Source organism: Sedimentibacter sp. zth1 (genome assembly GCF_017352195.1).
In the GTDB taxonomy this organism is placed as follows: domain Bacteria; phylum Bacillota; class Clostridia; order Tissierellales; family Sedimentibacteraceae; genus UBA1535.
In genome coordinates this window covers 2,823,888-2,844,398 of sequence record NZ_CP071445.1, presented here as the reverse complement: position 1 = coordinate 2,844,398, position 20,511 = coordinate 2,823,888, and the positions used below count along the sequence as shown (strand labels likewise).

9 protein-coding genes are annotated in these 20,511 nt (G+C 28.5%); all 9 read right to left on the bottom strand.

All coding sequences use genetic code 11. The annotated features are described in order from the left end of the window. Positions 1-19: 19 nt before the first annotated feature. A complete protein-coding gene (locus tag JYG23_RS13465) occupies positions 20-10,981 on the bottom strand; it encodes a non-ribosomal peptide synthetase (RefSeq protein WP_207236193.1) in 10,962 nt (3,653 codons plus the stop codon). Positions 10,982-11,060: 79 nt separating this feature from the next. After that, positions 11,061-11,768 (bottom strand): thioesterase II family protein, encoded by a 708-nt coding sequence (locus JYG23_RS13460; protein ID WP_207236192.1) that lies wholly within the window; start codon positions 11,766-11,768, stop codon positions 11,061-11,063. Then, entirely contained in the window at positions 11,756-13,651 is a 1,896-nt protein-coding gene (locus JYG23_RS13455) for a cyclic peptide export ABC transporter (RefSeq protein ID WP_207236191.1), read from the bottom strand. Before JYG23_RS13455 ends, JYG23_RS13460 begins: the two co-directional genes overlap by 13 nt. Position 13,652: 1 nt before the next feature. After that, positions 13,653-14,276 carry an HlyD family efflux transporter periplasmic adaptor subunit gene (locus tag JYG23_RS13450; protein WP_207236190.1) on the bottom strand — a complete coding sequence of 208 codons (624 nt, stop codon included), beginning with the start codon at positions 14,274-14,276 and terminating at the stop codon, positions 13,653-13,655. 53 nt (positions 14,277-14,329) lie between these two features. Beyond that, on the bottom strand, positions 14,330-15,001 hold the full coding sequence (locus JYG23_RS13445; RefSeq protein WP_207236189.1) for an ABC transporter ATP-binding protein: 672 nt from the start codon (positions 14,999-15,001) through the stop codon (positions 14,330-14,332). Positions 15,002-15,011: 10 nt separating this feature from the next. After that, the gene (locus JYG23_RS13440) at positions 15,012-17,486 is read right to left on the bottom strand and encodes an ABC transporter permease (RefSeq protein ID WP_207236188.1); all 2,475 of its coding nucleotides are present in this window, start codon (positions 17,484-17,486) and stop codon (positions 15,012-15,014) included. A gap of 13 nt (positions 17,487-17,499) precedes the next feature. Next, positions 17,500-18,480, bottom strand: a complete 981-nt coding sequence (locus tag JYG23_RS13435; RefSeq protein WP_207236187.1) for an electron transfer flavoprotein subunit alpha/FixB family protein — start codon at positions 18,478-18,480, stop codon at positions 17,500-17,502. A gap of 2 nt (positions 18,481-18,482) precedes the next feature. Further along, positions 18,483-19,268 carry an electron transfer flavoprotein subunit beta/FixA family protein gene (locus tag JYG23_RS13430; RefSeq protein WP_207236186.1) on the bottom strand — a complete coding sequence of 262 codons (786 nt, stop codon included), beginning with the start codon at positions 19,266-19,268 and terminating at the stop codon, positions 18,483-18,485. Positions 19,269-19,292: 24 nt separating this feature from the next. Beyond that, positions 19,293-20,432, bottom strand: a complete 1,140-nt coding sequence (locus JYG23_RS13425) for an acyl-CoA dehydrogenase family protein (protein ID WP_207236185.1) — start codon at positions 20,430-20,432, stop codon at positions 19,293-19,295. Positions 20,433-20,511: the final 79 nt, after the last annotated feature.

The following is a 20,511-nucleotide window of genomic DNA, read 5'->3' as shown; positions in this document are numbered from 1 at the left end:
TCTAAATAACAAACACTTATCAATTGTTATATAATAAACGTATCTTTTCAAATGTATATTCTATTGCCGCCTTATTGACAATCCTGCCATCATAAATTGAAGTAATGCTCATTAAATCGTTTACTTGCCTCAAAGAAACAATAACATCAAAATCATTAATGATTTTTTCATAATTAACCTTATAATCTAACGTAAATAGTAACTTTAGATTATTCTTTTTCCTTATTTGCTTAGCATATTCTGAAATATGAATAGAATTAAAATCAAAAGCATTAAATATTTCCTTTTTTATATACTCAACTTGAACTTCACTGTTAATTTTAAAATTAATAACCGAATAATAATCTTGCTTATTACTTAAATTAATTGCAACTTCCTCTTTATTGTTTAATAAGGAAATTATTCTTAAAAATGTAAATACAAATTTAGCATAAGCTTCTTGCTTAGATAAGTTAATATTCGTCTTATAATTCTTAACGTTTATCCCAGCACTTTTTTGAGTGCTAAAAAATTTATCAACAAATTCAATTTCATTTAAATATATATCTTGTTTTGTATTTTGCCTTTTAATAAATCCAGCTATTTTTTTTACAGACTGTAATTTAAACAAGTCACCAGCACTTATATTAACTGGAAATGTCTCTTTTATTTTCTTAAGCATCTTAATTAATAATAAGGAATTTCCTCCCACTTCGAAAAAATTTTGCTGACAACTAATACTCTTATCTTTAAGTATTTCAATCCAAATATTCAAAACTTTTTTTTCAGTTTCATCAGTCGGCGAAACAAACAACTCATTATTTTGTTTTTTTATCTTATAATCATATAAAGCTTTTCTATTAATTTTTCCATTTGGAGTAATGGGCATTCTATCTATTACTATTATTGATTTTGGAAGCATATAAAAAGGTAACTTGCTTGCTATAAACTCAGTCAACTTATCAATATTAAGCTCGTTATTATCACTTTCTACTTCAACAAATGCATAAATATTATTAAAACCATCTATATCTTTCGCAATAACAGCTGCTTTGTTAATAATATTATTACTTACTTTAATATTAAAATTACGAATAACTTCCTCAATCTCACCCAGCTCAACCCTGTAGCCTCTAATTTTAACTTGATTATCTATTCTACCTAAACAAATAAGATTACCTTCATCAGACCATTTTACTAAATCCCCTGTCTTATATATAATACCGTTTGCAAATCCTTTTTCTATAAATCGCTCATTCGTTAACTGCAAATCATTCACATATCCCTTAGAAACTCCCATTCCTCCGATTGCAAGCTCACCAAATCCACCTCTGAATATCAAATCATCATTTTTATCTATAATAAATATATCTGTATTATCAAGAGGTTTTCCAATTGTTATTTGCTCATCATCAGTAACATCCCTATATGTTGACCACACCGTTGTTTCAGTAGGTCCATAAACATTGATGATTTTAGCATCAGTATATTTACGCAACTTATTTAGAATGTCATAATTTAAGCTTTCTCCACCAACAAATGCTACATTTACCTGTTTTAATGCATTTGCACTTTCTTTTAATTCTAACATCATTGAAAGTCTTGATGGTGTAAACTGCACAATATTTACACCAGTTTCTACAATAAGTTTTGCAAGCTCTTCAACATTTTGAATCTGATTTTCATTTGCCAATATTAATTTGCCACCATAACATAATGTTACAAAGCACTCCAACGCAAAAATATCAAAGGAAATAGTTGTTACTCCAAGTACACAGCTTGTACTATCAATACTTTTAATATGATTAATTGATTGAACAAAATTGCACATTGCCTCATGTCCAATAATAACCCCCTTAGGCTTACCAGTAGAGCCTGAGGTGTATATCATATAACTTGACTTTTCTAACTCACTATGATTTATTTTACTATTATTTCTATGTTGATTAATTATTTCATCTACCTTAACGCTATTAATAATCTCGTTATCAATTAATGTCGCTGTTGTTGTTAAAACTACTGAAGCTTTTACATCATTAAGAATATAGCTTATTCTATCCTTTGGATATGTTGGGTCAATTGGAACATAGCTACCGCCAGCCTTTAATACCCCTAACAAAGTAGCAATAAGTAAAAATTCTCTTCTCATACATACCTGAAAAATCATATTTGTATTGCTATATTTTTCATATAAATAGTTCGCAATTATATTTGATGTTTCTTCAAGCATTTGATATGAATATGTTTTAGAATCACAAATTATAGCTTCATTTATTATATTTTCATTAAAGTGTCTATACCATTTATCAATAATCGTTTCATCAACAGTATATTGAGGGCCTTTTCCTAATGCAACCAATTCATCTCTTTGTTCTTTATTGATAATCTGTATTTGCTTAACAATCATCTCATTGTCAGCAACAATCATTTGCAAAATATTTATATAATTACTAACAAATCTTTTTATATATACCTCTGAAAAAAGCTCAGAATTGTATTCTATATTGCATTCAATATTATCTTTATTTGGAATCATTTCAAAAGTAATATCATACTTTGGAACAACTTCCTTAATTGGATATTTAGTTAGTTTTGCTCCATTAAAAGCAATATTTCTTTCTCCAAATATTTGATAAATAAACATAATATCAAACAAAGGATTTCTATTTACCTCTCTTTGAACATTAACCTTACTAACCAAATTTTCATAACCATAATCAGCATTACTAAAAGCATCTAAGCACATTTTTTTTATTTCTTGTAGCATATGCTGAACTGACGTATTTTCACTGAATTCAAATCTAAGCACTAATGTATTAATAAATACTCCCAGCATTTTTTTAGCTTCAGCTATAGATTTACCCGATGTTGAAGTTCCTATATTTATGTCATTTGCCCCAGTATATTTATTTATCAAAATATACAATGCCATTATTGATACCATAAATTCAGTGCTATTATTTTGAGTTGCTAATTCCTTAATCTTATTACACAAATCTCCATTAATATCAAAATAATACTTTTTGCCTTTAGTTCCATTCATTTTATTTCTTTCAAATGATAACGGCAATTCAAGCCTTTCAGATTTTTTTTCAAAAACTTGAAGCCAATATTTTTCCTGTTTTAAATAATCATCATTTTTCTGTCTATTATTTGAATATTCACTAAACAAACTATATTGAAATTTGACATCTTCTAAATCTAATCCATTGTAAACCTTCTCAACCTCTTCAATAAAAATATGTGCCGTACTTCCATCTGTAATAATATGGTGCATATCAAAAATAAACAAAATTTTTCCATTTGAAAGTTTCCCAACATAAGCACGCATAAGTGGTGGCTTTTCTAAATTAAATTCATGTATGAATTTTTTAATTTCCATATCAATATCATCAACTAAATCTTTAATTTCAATTTTAATATGTACTTCATTAAATATCTTTTGCATTGGATTATTGTCTATCATTACAAATGCAGTTCTTAATATTTCGTGCCGTAATATTACTGTATTAATAGCTTTTTCAAGACGCTCTACATCTAACCCACAATCAACGATAAAAGCTGAAGTGACATTATATTTGCATTTTATCTCTTCTATCTGCTCAAGCAAATAAATTCTAAGCTGAGATTCAGACAATTCATAATAATCCTTAATAGGCATATTATGAATATCAAGCAATAAATTTTTATTAGCTAAACAATTATCAGTAATGTTATCCATGCATTTTTTCTCTTCTATGCATTTCTTAATATAATCCGAAATTTTAACTATTGTTTGAAACTCAAATAAATCTGCTGCTGTTATCTCAACATTGTAATATTGCTTAATTTCATTTAACATCATTATTAATAATAAAGAATTTCCACCTATTAAGAAAAACCGTTGGTCACATCCGATATAATCTGTGTTTAGTATATCCTTCCATATATCAAATAGTTTCTTCTCAATTTCGTTAGCTGGAGCTAATAAATCTATACTTCTATTATCTTGGTTAATAATCGCTTCCCAATTTTTCAACTCTTTTCTGTCAATTTTGCCGTTAGGTGTCATTGGAAATTCATTTATTAAATTTATTACTGATGGTAACATGTAATAAGGTAAATCCGTTGTCAATTTTTTCATTAGCTCATCAAATGAATACTTGTTATCATCTACCATAACGTATGCAACCAATTCGTTATTACCATCAATATTTTTATCAACAACAACACATTTTTCTATTTCTTCATATTGATTAATGATTTCTTCAATCTCTCCTAATTCAACACGGTAACCTCTTATCTTAACTTGATAATCATTTCTTCCTAAACAGACTAAATTGCCATTTTGATTCCATTTACCTAAATCACCAGTCTTATAAAGTTTTCCCTCATATTCATCAATACAAATAAATTTTTCATCTGTCAATTTTTTGTTATTTAAATAGCCCTTTGAAACCCCTATACCACCAATAGCAATCTCACCAATAGCACCCTTATGTAAAAGCTTATTATCTTCTGATATTATTAATATATCCATATTATCAATTGGTCTGCCTATTGTAATAAAACTATCATTTGTTAAGTCCTTATATGTTGACCATACTGTGGTTTCTGTTGGCCCATACATATTAATTATTCTTGCTTGCGTATATTTTTTTAACTCCTCTAATAAATCAATTCCTACACTTTCTCCTCCAATAAAGATTGTTTTTAAATCTTTAAGAATCTCTCTGCTTTTAGGAGTCATTAACATTGTTTGCATCCTTGTAGGTGTGAATTGAATTATATTAACATTATTGTCAGAAATTACATCAGCCAAAATTTCAACATCCCTAATTTCTTTTTCATCAGCAAGCACTAAAACAGCTCCATTGCATAGAGTTGCAAAGCACTCTAACACAAATATATCAAATGATATAGTAGTAACTCCTAATACTTTGCTTCCACTGTTAAAATCTACAATATTACTCATAGCCTGCACAAAATTTGCAAGCTCCCTATGTCTGACCAATACTCCCTTTGGATTCCCTGTACTACCGGAAGTGAAAATAGTATATCCTACATCAGACATATTAGAGTTATTAACTTTTAACCCACTTGATTCATCTAATAATTTCTCCTCAAATATCTTTTCAATATATATACTATTTACATTTTCAAATTCATACTTAACATTTTTATCAGTCAATACCAACTCTGCATCAACAGCGTCAATTATATATTTTATTCGCCTTTCAGGATACTCTGGGTCTAATGGTATATAACTTCCACCAGCTTTTAATATTCCAAATAACGTTGCAATTAAGAACTCACTACGATGCATTAAAACAGGTATAACCATACATTTATCAGAATATTTATTTTTTAAATACTCTGCAATGATATTTGACATTATTTCCAAATCATTATACGATACAGACTTATTATGAAATATTATAGCAGGATTATCAGTATGATTTATATTTTCATACCACATATCAATAATAGTTTTATTTATATCAGTTTTATTACCACTTCCAAGCAACAAAAGATTTTTAATTTCCTCATTATTAATTACTGAAACATCCTTAATTAAGATATTTTCATCATTAGTAACCTCAGTCAAAATATTAGAAAAATGCTTAAACATATCTTTAATGTAATTTTCGCTCATTAATTCAGACTTATATTCAATATTGCCTTTATATATACCATCAATATAAAATAACTCGAAGGTCAAATCATCTTTTGCAGTTGATTTGTTTAAATTATATTCCTCACATTCAATGTCATTAAATCTTAAATTACATTTACTCATATTTTGGAAAATAAACATTACATTAAATAGATGATTATCACTTAAATCTCTATTTGAATTTAATCTGTAAACTAATTCTTCATATCCATAATCCGCATTATTAAAAGCACCAATACAGTTTTTCTTAACAATTTCAAATAATTCCTTAACACTCATGTTTTTTGCAATCTTACACTTAATTGCAAGAGTATTAATAAATACACCAAGCATATCTTCAATTTGTGCAGATTTTCTTGATGCATATGGAACACCAATACAAACATCTTGATCATTTGAATACTTATAAATTAATATGTTAATTGCAGTAAATAATAGCATAAATGATGTAAAACCATTTTTTTTTGCAATTTCATTAATTCTATTACTAAGCTCACTATCAAAGCTAAAATAGTATTTTTCTGCTTTATCATCAACTGTATATCTGCATTTATCGTATGTTTTTGAGAGATTTGACCTTATGATTCCAGAAGAATATTCCTCAAGCCAATACTTTTCCTGACTTAGATATTTATCAGTTTTATAAAACAATTCCATGCTCTCTGAATAATCAACGTAGGAATACTTTTCATATGCGACATCTTCTCCTAAATACAATCTGTTAAGCTCACTAATGAATTGATTAACAGATATACCATCAAAAATAATATGATGGGTATATAACATAAATATTTGTTTTCCATCAAGCATATCTAATATTTTAACCTTTATAAATGGAGGATTAGCTAAATCAAATGTTTCAATAAAGCTATCAAATTCATCATCTATCGTTCCCTCCATAAGTCCTGTTTCAACATGACATATACATTTATCTAAAATGACCTGCTTTGGAATGCCCTTAACCTCAACGAAAGCTGTCCTAAGAATACTATTTCTGAGTAAAATCTGATTTATCGCATTTTCAAGTTTATTTATATCAATTTTACCCGATAAAATGTATGCTCCACGCAATATATTTTCCTTGCTATTTCTTTTAATCTTCTCCTGTAAATATATCCTTAATTGAGCCTTTGATAAATCATAATAATACTTTTCATCTGCTTTTGTAATAAACATAACATCTTTATTTTGTGTCGCATTTTTAATATACTCTGATATTTTTTTTATTGTGTCATACTCAAATAAAGTTATTATTGATATATCAACATTATACATACTGTTAATATAATTAATACACTTCATTGCCATTATTGAATTAATACCTATCATAAACAAGTTATCATCAATATTTATATGGCTTTTTTTTATCACTTTACAAATACATTCTCCAATATTTTTTTCCAGCTCTGTAATTTCTTGTTTAGAATTACTTTCAACTTTAAAGGTATTACAATCTATTTCTGTTTTTTTGTTGAATACTCTATTAATCTCATTATTATTTATCCATAACCTCTTTTTTTCAAATGTATATAGCGGTAATGATATGTAATTAACTGAAGCATCAAAAAATCTTTGCCATTCAACCTCATATCCTTCACAATATTTTTTACATATAATATTTAAATACACAGAGTCCTTATTTTTTTGATATAAACTAATAAGCTCTGTTATTTCTTCAGTTTTCTTTGCATTAGCAATTCCACTAAAAATCGATTGATTATCACAAAAATCAAATATACTTTTCTTTCCTTTATTCAAAATTTGCCTTAGCTTAAGAATTAATTCATCCTGACTTTCAGCCAAAATAATAATCCTATATTTAAATTGGTTTCTTCTTACCATCAATGAATAACTCAAATCGTCAATACTCAACTTTGAATCATCTATTATATTCAAATACTTTTTTATAAGCTCTGTTAAGGCATTTTCACTCTTTGCAGAAAAAGCAAACATTCTTACTCTATTTTGATTTTTTATAACTTTATTACAATCATCTGCGCCCTCTAAAACGATACTACAATTTGTTCCACTTATCCCAAAACAGTTAACAATACTTATTTTCTTATCCTTTGATTCCCACTTTTTCAATTTTGTATTAACATATATAGGAGATTTAACAAAATTAATTCTCTTACTAGGCTTTATAAAATTTGCCATTTGTGGAATATATCCATTCTTCATCGACAAAAGGCACTTTATTACAGAAGCTAAGCCTGCTGCTCCATATGAATGCCCCATATTGGATTTAACAGAACCAACTGCACAAAATCCATATTTCTTAGATTGTTTCCTAAATGCCTTTCGTATTCCTGCTATTTCAAAATAATCTCCTACTGGCGTCCCTGTTCCATGCACTTCACAATATTGAATATCCTCACACATTATATTTGCATTTTTAATAGCTTGGCTAATTACCTGTGCTTGTGAATGTACACTCGGTGCAGTTATCCCCATAGATGTTAAACCATTTTGATTAGATGCATATCCTTTTATTACACCATAAATTCTATCATTATCTTTTATTGCATCGCTATATTTTTTTAGCACTATTGAGAATACACCTTCTCCGTAAGCTGTACCCTCTGCTTTATCATCAAACGAACGTGTTCTATAATCCATAGATTCAATTCCGATAAATTCATTACTATCATTAAAAGGTGAATAAACTATTCTACCACCGGAAACAACTGCCGCCTTACAATCTCCTGCTTTAAGAGCATTTGATGCTTGAACAATTGCTGAGCTCGAAGACGAACACGCAGTATCAATAAGCATTGCCGTTCCCTTTAGATTTAAATAATATGCTAATCTTGCAGGTAACATAGGCAACAAATTACCTGATATTGCAATAGGCAACTTTGATTTATCATATGCTTTAAGAAATTCTCTATACTCATAAACCTGAGCATCAGTAACCATTCCCGTATAAACTGCAATATTTTGCCCATGTACAGAAGCTTCTGTGTAACCTGCATCCTCTAAAGAATGCCACATTACAGCAAGATGCATTCTTACACTTGGACTCATTAATAAAGCTTCCTCTTCACTAATATTGAAAAATTCGTTATCAAATAAATCGATATTATCAAGAAAACCAGCTTCTATAAAATCAAAATCACATTCTTCATTTTTATGTCTTATAACATCAGCAATATCATTACAACGAGTTTTAGATAATTTTTTAATACAGTCTTCATTATTTTTTATACTATCCCAATATTCTTCAATACTATTTCCAGCTGGGGTATTTAAAGCTATACCAATTACTGCAATATCTGTATCATTAGTAAAGTTATTTTTACTCTCCTCATCTACCTTAGCAACATTTTCTTCTTTACTATCAATAAACTGTGCTAACTCTTTAATTGAAGAATATGTATATAAATCTTCAAAATTTATTTTGTCTGGGAACAAATCACTTAATTTATCAAATAAATTAAATGCCATAATTGAAGATATACCCATTACAAACAAATTGTCTTCAATATTAATATCATTTATTCCAACAATCGTTTTTAATACTTTTAATATTGTCTCTTCTGTTTTATTATAATTACAACTATTAACAATTGTATCATTCTTATTGGCATTAGATATTTGTTTATTAGTATCTTCTAAAACTTTTTCTTCATAAATTTGTTGCTTAATTTTTTCAATCAATTTATATCGAGCAGTTTTAGCTCCAGCTGATTTGGGAATTTCTTTTACCTTAACAACCCTATCAGCAGCTACTCCTAACTTTATAAATGTAATATTCTTAATTTTTTCTTCTATTATTAAGAAATCTTTATCATCCAAATCAGAAACTATGAAAATTGCCATTTCATCCTTATTTGATACTTCATTAAAAAATCCACAAACTACCAGCTTGTCCGACTCTATATTCATATTACCACAGCAAACTTTTTCTACATCGACAGGATAAAAATTTTGTCCACACGAAAAAATTATATCCTTCTTTCTCCCAGAAATTACAAGCTGACCATCTATAATAAATCCAACATCTCCTGAACAATACCATCCATCTTTATTATAAACACTATTATCATCGCCATAATAACCTCTTGTAATTACTTCGCCTTTTAAATAAACTATTCCAACATATCCATCTTCCAATTTTTTTTCGTTCTCATCAAGGATAACTAATTCACAATACTTTAATGGATATCCAAGCTTTGCATACTCAACAGCATTTTCCTCATTAATAGAAGATAATATCTCAACCTTATCACCAATTGACAAGCTTTTTCTATTTATTATAACACCTTGTGGTTCAGTTGAAGGATGTGGAAAGGTTACTGCTAAAGTAGCTTCCGCCATACCATAAACCGGATACAAAGCTTCTTTTTTCAAATTATATATTTTTAATTCATCATATAATTGACGTATTAATTCCATTGAAACAGGCTCTGAACCATTATAAATCTCTTTTATACATGACAAATCGACCCCTGTGATTTTATGTTGTCGCAGAAGCTTTATTAATATCCGATAAACGAAATTTGGGCCAGCAATTCTTGACACTCTAAATTTGTTAATGATAAAAAACCACGATAATGGATTTTTAAAAAATAGATTAGTAGGCATAAATATCTGATTAGTTTTACTCATAATTGGGGTAAAATGCATACCAATTAACCCCATATTATGGGTTAACGGTAACCAACTCATATATGTATCATCCTGTCGACCATCAGAACCGCAAATAATAGCATCGACTCCACATACCAAGTTCTTATGTGTCAAAATAACTCCTTTTGGAGTTCCAGTTGAACCCGATGAAAACTGTATAATAGCAACATCACTACCATCAATTTTAGCTTTACTAACATAACCATATTCTTCATCACATGAAAACAATGAATTCATTTCACCTTTTTGTAATTTTTCATAGCAAAGCTTTTCTTTATTTATTATTTGTTCAACAATTAAGGGTTCATTATCTAATACAATATCATTTCTATTGTTATCACTAAAATAATTTTTCACCTTTCCATACATATTTTCATCAATTAGAATATGAACATTTTCAAATTTTTTAATAACATTTTCTAATCTTTCAAAATCTTCAGATTTATCCCCAAGTTTTAATGGAACAACTAATACTTTCCCCATGAATGCAGCCCAGAAATATTTCATAAAAATTTTATTATCATCAGTCAAAAATACTAATGTATCGCCGCTATTAATTCCCTTTGTATATAATAAATTCAAGCTTTTAATACTTTCCAAATACAATTCTTTATATGATATAAATTCATAATTATTCTCAATATCTTTTATGAAATATACCCCTTTATCAGTACTGCATGCTTTCTTAAAATATTCAACTAAATTATCTAACATTTTATCCTCCTTTTTTAAAAGCGGCTATCAACTACAAATTATTTTATAAAATTCGAAAATATCTACTCGCATATGATAATTATTCATCAATTTTAACAAGATTATCTTCAATTGTTTTAGACAGTTTGTCCCACGAATTTGTCATATAAAAATGGCTTCCATTAAAACTGGTATATGAAACTTTATCTTCAATAAGACTACTCCACTTTGTAAGCTTTCTAAAATTAATTCCCTCATCTTCTGTTCCAGACATAATTACAGCTGGTGATTTAATCTTTTCACTGTACTCTTGATAATCATAATTACTAATAATATTAAAATCTGCCCGAATTATTTCATAAAAAACTTTTGTGAGATTTTCATTCATATTAGATAATTCCTCTATTCCGCCCATTCCTTTTAAATATTTTTCAAAATCTTCATTTGAAAAATTGGTAAAATCAATTTTATCTATATTATCATTTGGTGCCTCACGACCAGAAAAAAACATGCATTTAGGAAGAACATGATTATTCTCTAATAATTTATAATACAATTCGTAAGCAAGCCAGCTTCCCATACTATGTCCAAATATTCCATAATCACCAATACATTCGCTCTTAATCTGTGAATAAATATCATTAACAGCATCTTCAAACGATGTATAAAAGGGTTCATTAAATCTTTTCCCTCTACCCTTAAGTTCAATAAGTACTACATCAACATTTTGAAAATACTTTTTAAAAGGAAGATAATAATATGAAGAAGCTCCTGCATGAGGAAGACAAAAAAGCTTTACTTTTTCCATATACTTTTCTCCTCAGTCAATTTGCCCATGTCCATACAAATAATATTATCAGCAATATCAAAATATCTATCATCATGTGTAATAGCTATAATAGTTTTCCCTTCTTCTTTCATCTGAGGCAGCAATTTCTTGTAAAAGAAATCTCTAAAAATAATATCTTGGTCAGCAGCCCATTCATCAAATACATATATATCCTTATTGTCAAGATAACAAAGCAGTAATGCTATTCTCTTCCTCTGACCACTTGATAATTCAATTGTAGACAACTCTTTATTGTTTATTTTTATCTTATCATCAATTCTAAGTTGCTTTAAATAATAATCAATCTCTGCTTCTTTACCCTCAATATTCATTCCATACAGCTTTTTAAATAAATAATAATCACTATATATTGCAGAGAATAATTCACATCTTTCAGTTGCTAAAGCTTTTTTCCCATTTATTAGTATTTCGCCCTCGTTCTCTTCATAAAGACCTGTAATCACTTTTACGAGCGTAGATTTACCACTACCATTACTACCAATTATAAAATTAATTTTATTGCTTTCAATATCACAATTAATTGGCCCTATTTTAAAGCTACTTTCATCAGAATTGTTTTTGTATGCATAAGTAACATTTTTAAGTTCTATTTTATTAACATTATGTTGATACTCTATATCAATTTGATTAATTGAGTTAGCATTAATCTGAAGCTCTGAAATAATTTCTTTAATTCTAAAATAGCTTACTTTGGCTTGCATAGCTCTTGGAGCTAAATCCACAAGGTAACTTACTGGACTAATTATAAATAGGAAAATTAAAGCATACGACTGAAGAACTTGACTATCAACATCATTAAATATTATCGGAAATATAAATATTACTAACCCAATAACTACATACAAAAGACTTTGTCCTAAAACAAATATATTTGTCATTTTATTTTCAGCTGAAATCCTTGTCTTCATATACTGTCCGTTAACTTCGTACACATCACCAATAAATTCTTTCTTTTTCAAACTATTAATAGCCAATTCCTTGTGCCCCTTAATTAATGAATCTAAAAAATTATATACTTTATGCTGTATTTTCATAAGTAATGAAAAAATTTTTTCCTGAAATCTAACATAAATTAGCTGTAGTAAAAATGATACAATAACAAATATTATTGCAAAAATAAAACACTTCAAGCTTAATATCGCAAGGTATATAAAACAAACTACAATTGTTAATATATTAGTAATTACAGTAACAACATCCCTCATCGAGCTGCTTAATATTTCCATATCATTGTTAATACAAGTATATACTCTTCCAACATCAGTATTTTCAAGCTTTTCGTGAGAAGTGTTAAGAACAAGATCAAAAAGCTTTTTTCTAAAATCGCATACCTTATTATTTGTAAATGTAATTATACTGCTTCTGGTTATTTTTTGTGCGTAAATATATGTAACCATAGCGAATATAAAATACCATATGTAATAATTTTTCGTATTACCTTGTATAACCAAATCTATTATAAACATAATGAATGCATAACCTAAAGACCCTAATAATCCGACTAAAATGACAGAAAATAGTCTAAGCTCTTTTTTAGTAAACCAGCTTGTAATTAAATAATATACAATAAAGATACAATAAATAATAAATACTACTAAAATGTATTCCTTAATCTTTGAATACAAATTAAGGTCACTCTGTTTTATATTATAAAATGTAGCTAATCCAACAAGCGTATATAAACCAACACAAGCAAATGTCTTAAGTTTTGATAGTATCCCTCGCTTGAACTTCCTCTCCCTTTTAAAAATATCAATTAAAGCTACCATTATTTGAAAAGTAAATATTGCTCCAATAATTATACATAAAGCAACTACACCAATACCAAAATATTTTTCCATACTATTCCACACTTACTTTAACTGTATAACCCAATTTCAGTGAGCTATCAATATTGTCTACTAAAATTTCTACATCGACAACTGTATCACCATTATTTTTTAAATACGCCGTGTCAGAAATACTGTTTATTGTTCCAATGTACTCTTTTGACTTATCTGCATTAGGAATTATTTTAACTTTTCCCCCTACTGAAATATCAACTACAAAATTTTCTAATACATTTGAAATAATACAATACTGATTTTTATCTGAAACAGTTATTATTGCAGCTTGATTGTTAATAGCTTGACCCTCGACCACATTTATACTCGTAACTACTCCCTCATCAATATCACTAATAATCTGTTCTGATTTTGATGAATCGTCCAAACATGTATATTCAATAAGCACATCACCTTTTTTAACAATTTCTCCTACCTTATAGTTAATAGCTGATACCTTACCAACATCTAATGAAAAATATGTTTTTTCTTCTTTAGATTTAACAGTACCATCAAATGTTATAGTATCCACCTCTTTCGCAGTTATTACCTCCTGCTCTACTTCTTTACCATTATCACAAGCAGTTACGACTAACATTGCCAAACTTAAAGCAATTAATACAATAACCTTTGTTTTTTTCATAAAATACTCCTTCCCCATAAACTTTTATTTATTTCAAATATTTGCTCTTCAAATCAACTAATTTTCCCATCCTTTAAGTTAATTCTCATATTCGCATATTCACTGGATTCAGTTGAGTGTGTTACCATCACAATTGTTTTTTTCTTTTCTTCATTTATTTTTTTTAGAAGTTCCAAAACATCTATACCACTTTTAGAATCAAGATTTCCTATTGGCTCATCAGCTAATATTATTTTAGGGTCATTTATTAGTGCTCTTGCTATTGCCACTCGCTGTTGTTGCCCTCCAGAAAGCTCAGCAGGCATATACTTAATTCTATCCTCTAATCCAACAATCTCAAGAAGCTCTTCAGCTTTTTCCTTATAGTCTTTTAACTTTTTATTATCTAAAGCAAGTGGAAGCATAACATTTTCTATAACAGATAAGGTTGGAATTAAATTATAAAATTGAAAAATAAAACTTATTTCACGCCTTCTTAAAATACTTTTCTTATCATCGTTCATATTTTTTATATCTTCACCGAATATTTTTACCTGACCAGATGTAATAGTATCAATTCCTCCAATCAAATATAGCAATGTGCTTTTCCCAGAACCTGAGGGCCCCATGATTGACACAAATTTTGCTTCCTCAATAGTTAGATTTATTCCTCTTAATATTTTAGAAACATTATTACCATTTCCATATTCCTTGCACAAATTTACGGTTTCTACTGCAAAACTCATAACTAACCTCCTATTCTTGTTTTATTTCCTCAATAATGCTTATCTTAAAGCTCTTTTGTACAAGTAATATTGAAGTAATCGTTGATAATATCACTCCCAAACCTACACATATACAGGATAGCATAAAGGAAATATTAATAGACATAATTTGGCCAATGGATTTTATAAAATATGGAACAACTAAAATAAGCATATTTCCTAAAATCATTGCGATTATACCACCCACAAAACCGCTTGATATTGCTTCCAGTACAAGCATCAATGCTAATTGCTTCTTACTCATTCCAATAGAGCGTTCAATACAAAATAGCTTTTTTCGTTGAATAAAATTAACTATTCTGTTATTTGTCATTCCTATTAAACATAAAACTAAAATCATTACCGTTAAAACCTTAAGCATAAAATAAATTCCACTGTAAGATTCATAATTTTCACTTTGCATTTCATCGACGGACATTATTTTAACTTTTTTTTCGCTTAAAATATTTTTAAGCATTTTTAACGACTCACTTGAATCTCCTTCACTATATAAAGATGTATCTTTATAATAAACACTATTAACATCTTGAAAAAAATATTTATCTGAAATATAACCATTATTCCCATTACTATTAAGAGAATCGACCGCTCCAATTACTTTATACGAAATACATTTATCTCCAAACATAACATCAATGCTATCACCAACATTAATATTTAATCTTTCAAGCATAACTTTTGTAATAATAATATTGCGTCCTTTATTAAGCTTACTTAATAACTCATTAACATCTATATTTTCAGAAAGATTTACATTCCAAAACTCATAATATATTGTGCTATCAACACTTTGTATCTTTTCAAAAGAAAACTCTGTATTGCAAATATCATGACCATAACTAAAATCCGAGGTATACATTCTATAAGAATAACCAGATGAGTTAATTAAATTTTCAATATCTGACTGTGATTCACTTGATTCATACCATACAAAAGCATCAAATTTGGCATTGTCTCTATATAAGTCAGATACGTTATCCTCAACATTATTTACTACTGAAAATGTAAGTAAAAAGCATGCAAGACTGACAACTAAAAGCTTAATATCTGTCACAAAATTAACATTATTTTTTATATTTTGAATTGAAATATAAGCTATATCCTTAGAAAGCTTACCAAAAATATATCTTAATGCCTCACAACAAAAATAAACAACAAACTCTGTTACTAAAATAAATCCTATAACAAGCATTGATATGAATAATATTTCAAACAGCATTTTATTAGATGAAATTAGATTTCTATCAAATGTTAGTGGTATTAATACAAAAATTAAACTAATAATTAATTTTATTTTTGATAACTTTCTTTTCTTTTTTTCCTCTATTTTAAACAAAAGATTTTTAATAGACCTTTTTGTTATTTGAAGAGTAGGAATAATACACGAAATCACCGCAACCCCAATTGTTATAATACATGGTAAAATAAATTGGATTGGTAAAAATTTTATTGTAATATCTAAATTCGAAAGGCTTTCAGGCATTGTTACATTTACAATGGCATACATTGAAGCAATTTCAACTATACTTCCTAAAACACTTGCAACCAGACTATAAAAAACACCTTCAAAAATCAAAATCCTATTACATCTTTTCTTATTACCTCCAAGACTTCTAATAATAGCTATGTCAGCCATTCTTTCATACGAAATGACCTTAAATATTGACATTATAATAACTATGCTTAAAATTATAACAATTAAACTTAATATTTTGTATGTACTCGTCTGAATATTTACTGCAGTGTCAATGTTACTTTGAATAATTGAATATTCAACTTCACAGTCTGGATATTCATTTGTTAAATCTGCTAATGAATTTTCATTATTATTATACACCTTAACAAATGCTATATTTACTCTATTATCATAACCTAATCTTGTTTGAAGATAATCTCTTGGAACAAGCACATATTCAAGTTCACCATCATTTATAAATAACCCCTTTGGTTTCATTGCTCCTATAATTTTTAGTTTAGAATTAATTCCATTAACTGTTACAGTTATTTCACTGCCAACAGTAATATTATATTTATCCAAAAAATAATCACTAACAATAGCTACATTACCATTAAAGCTATCACCTATCTGTTTATTCAAATTATTAATTTCCCAAACTCTTTCAACATCTAAAAGCTCTGCTCCACGCAACATTAATACATTATTTTTTTCATAGGTACATTTAATATCAACAAATCCTATAATATATTCGTAATTGTTGTTCTGATTTATATTAAACGATAAATAATCACTTTTTTCTTTTGCAGTTATTTTATAATCAGAATTTCCCGAATATTTCTTGCTTGTTTCAAGTACAACCTTTTCTGTAATATTGCTTGCTCCAATTGTAACAAATGTTATACACATAACAAACATCAATGTTAACACTATCAGACATGTTCTAATCTTCTTTTTAACAGCATTTCTCAGTATAATCTTATATATCACTCATATGCCTCCTTTAAATTAAAGATTTTTCAATTTCCTTTAAAACTACTGTCGCATCTTCAACTATTACATAATCTGCATAATTAAAAATCGGAGCATTTTCATCAGTATTTACTGCAACTATTATTTTAGAGTTCTTTATACCAACCATATGCTGACTTGCTCCTGTTATTCCAAATCCTACATAAATATCTGGACATATACTAATACCTGATTGTCCAACCTGTCTAAATTTTTCAATAGTATTTTCTTCCATCGCTGCCCTTGTTCCAACTACTTCTGCCCCTAACTTTTTCGCAAGGCTAAATATTAAGTCAATAGTTTCTTTGTCTTTTATTCCTCTTCCTATTGCAAGAACAATCCTTGCAGAAGATATATCAACCTTTTTTTCAATTGTGATAGACTCACTCGATAGCTTTTTTACCAATTCGTCCATTTTGCTTATATCAATATCGTATTTTAAAATTTCAATGTTTATCTCGTTCATATTTTCATTGAAAATTTCATCAAAAACGTTATTTTTAACGGTGCACATTTCAATATCACAATTAACACACTTTATCTTTGCTATTGCTGAGGAATTTACAGCTGCACGCTTATAAACAAATTCATTTAACTCATCTAAACTAATTTCTATACATTCAGCTGTTAACCCTGCCTCAAATGTTATAGACATATAAGCAGCTGATTTTCTTCCAATCTCTGAAGCTGGAAACATTATCATTTTTGGTTTTTTCTGCTTAATAGCATACTCAAGAATTTTTAAATATGAATCATCTAAAATTTCATTTGTATTTTTACAATAAACAATTTTATCCAATCCATAATGAAATAGCTCACCCATTTCATTCTTATCAAACTTGCCAATACAAACAGCTGTAGCTATATATCCACCCTCATGTGCTAAAGAAGCTGTTTTGCTTACAAGTCCTTTAAAATAACCATTGTTACAAGTGTGCATATCATCACAAATTGCCCATATTTCTTTCTTCATTTTTATCCCCCAGCTCTATTATTTTCTATAAGCTGTAATATTGTTTTTGCCATATCTTGAGGATTACTCTCAATAATCTTCTTTTCAACTTTCCTCGTTAAATTCGAAGCAACATTCACTACCTTGGTTTTTGAACCTGTGATACCGCATTTGTCACAAGACACGCCAATATCCTCAGCATTAAAAACATCAATATTTTTTCTGCGTGCTTTTTTCAACTTAATTAAACTGATATTTTCATGTGTAGTTGTAAAATCATTGTACGATATTACAACTGGAAGCTTTACTTTTAGAATATTAATGCTATCCTCAAATACGGTTTCCAACACAACAAACTCATCATCAATCTCAATAATTTTGTTCACACCAGCTACGCAGTGAATGTTTAAACGCCGTGCAATTCCATAAACAACTTGACCAGTTTCTCCATCTATTGATTTGTTTCCACAAACAATTATTGAAGGATTATCTAATTTTTTGATTCCCTCAGTCAATGTATATGTTGTTGCAACAGTATCTGCCCCACTAAATTTTATATCTGACAATAACACCCCTTTATCTGCTCCCATAGCAATACATCTAACAAGGATTTCTTTAACGCTTTGAACTCCCATGCTTAAACATGAAACATTACATTCTTGTCCAGATTCCATAATTTCCTTTTTTATCCTTAAGATGTCATTTATAGCAAATGTATCATAAGGATTAATTGTTAGTGTTTCATCCATACTTTCATTTTGATATACCATGCTTGACTTAACTGATTTAACACAAACCGCTATATTCATAACATCCTCCAACATTAAACTACTTTAAAAAACAGACATTGAAGCAATAGAATAAATAGTATTCTTTTGCATTTCATTAGTTCCAGAATAAATACTACACGCAAGTGCATCTCTTAATTCTCTTTCAAAGTCATATTCCTTTGAATAACCATATCCACCAAATATCTGCATCGCATCTCTACATGTTTTTATATAATTCTCACTGACAAACAATTTGAATATTGATGTTTCTAAATATGCACTCTTCTTTGCATCTTTTATGCATGCAATTTTATACATCATTAGCCTTGACATTTCTATCGCTGTTTTCATTTCAGCAATTCTATGAGATATAGACTGATACTCTCCTATATTTTTCCCAAATTGTTTTCTTGTATTTGCATGCTCAATGCACTGCTCCATTATTCTCTGCATCACCCCAATATGCGGCACAAACTCATAACATCTTTCCCACTCTAAAGCTTGTGTCATAATTAATCCTGCCTTATTATAACTTCCCAAAACGTTTTCCTTTGGCACTTTACAATTATTAAATATAATTTCACAGGTTGGACATGCCCCAAGTCCCATTTTTTCAATATCTGGACCAGCCTTGAATCCCTCAAAACTTTTCTCTACAATAAAGGCTGTATATTTCTTCTTTGGCCCATCCTCTGTAACTGCATATACCACAAATACATCAGCAATTGGTCCATTAGAAATAAACATTTTACTTCCATTGAGAACATAATAGTCGCCCTCATATTTAGCAACAGTTCTCATACTTAAAGCATCTGTTCCTGATTCTGCTTCTGTAATTGCAATCGCACCTATTTTTTTACCCTCAACCATTTCAAGCAAGTATTTATCCTTTAATTCTTTACTTCCATATAAATAAATTAAATTCTGCGAAACCCATATGTGATTATTAACTACAAAGATTAATCCATTATTCTTACAAGCATATCCCAAAGCTTCAAATACAATTGCCGCTGTCAAATAGCTTTCATTTAGTCCCCCATATTCTTCACCAATAGTAATTCCTAAAAGTCCGAATTCAGCTATTTTATCAAACATTTCTGAGGAGTATTTTTCAAGGTATTCGTCATTATTAAGATTGTGTCTTGCCATATTAATTACTTCCTTACGCAAATCCTTTTGTTCCTTGGTTATTTCTAAATTCATAAACTTCCTCCTATTTAAACTTATATAATTCACTATAAATCAGTTGATTACAACCAACACTTTTCATGACTGAAATACC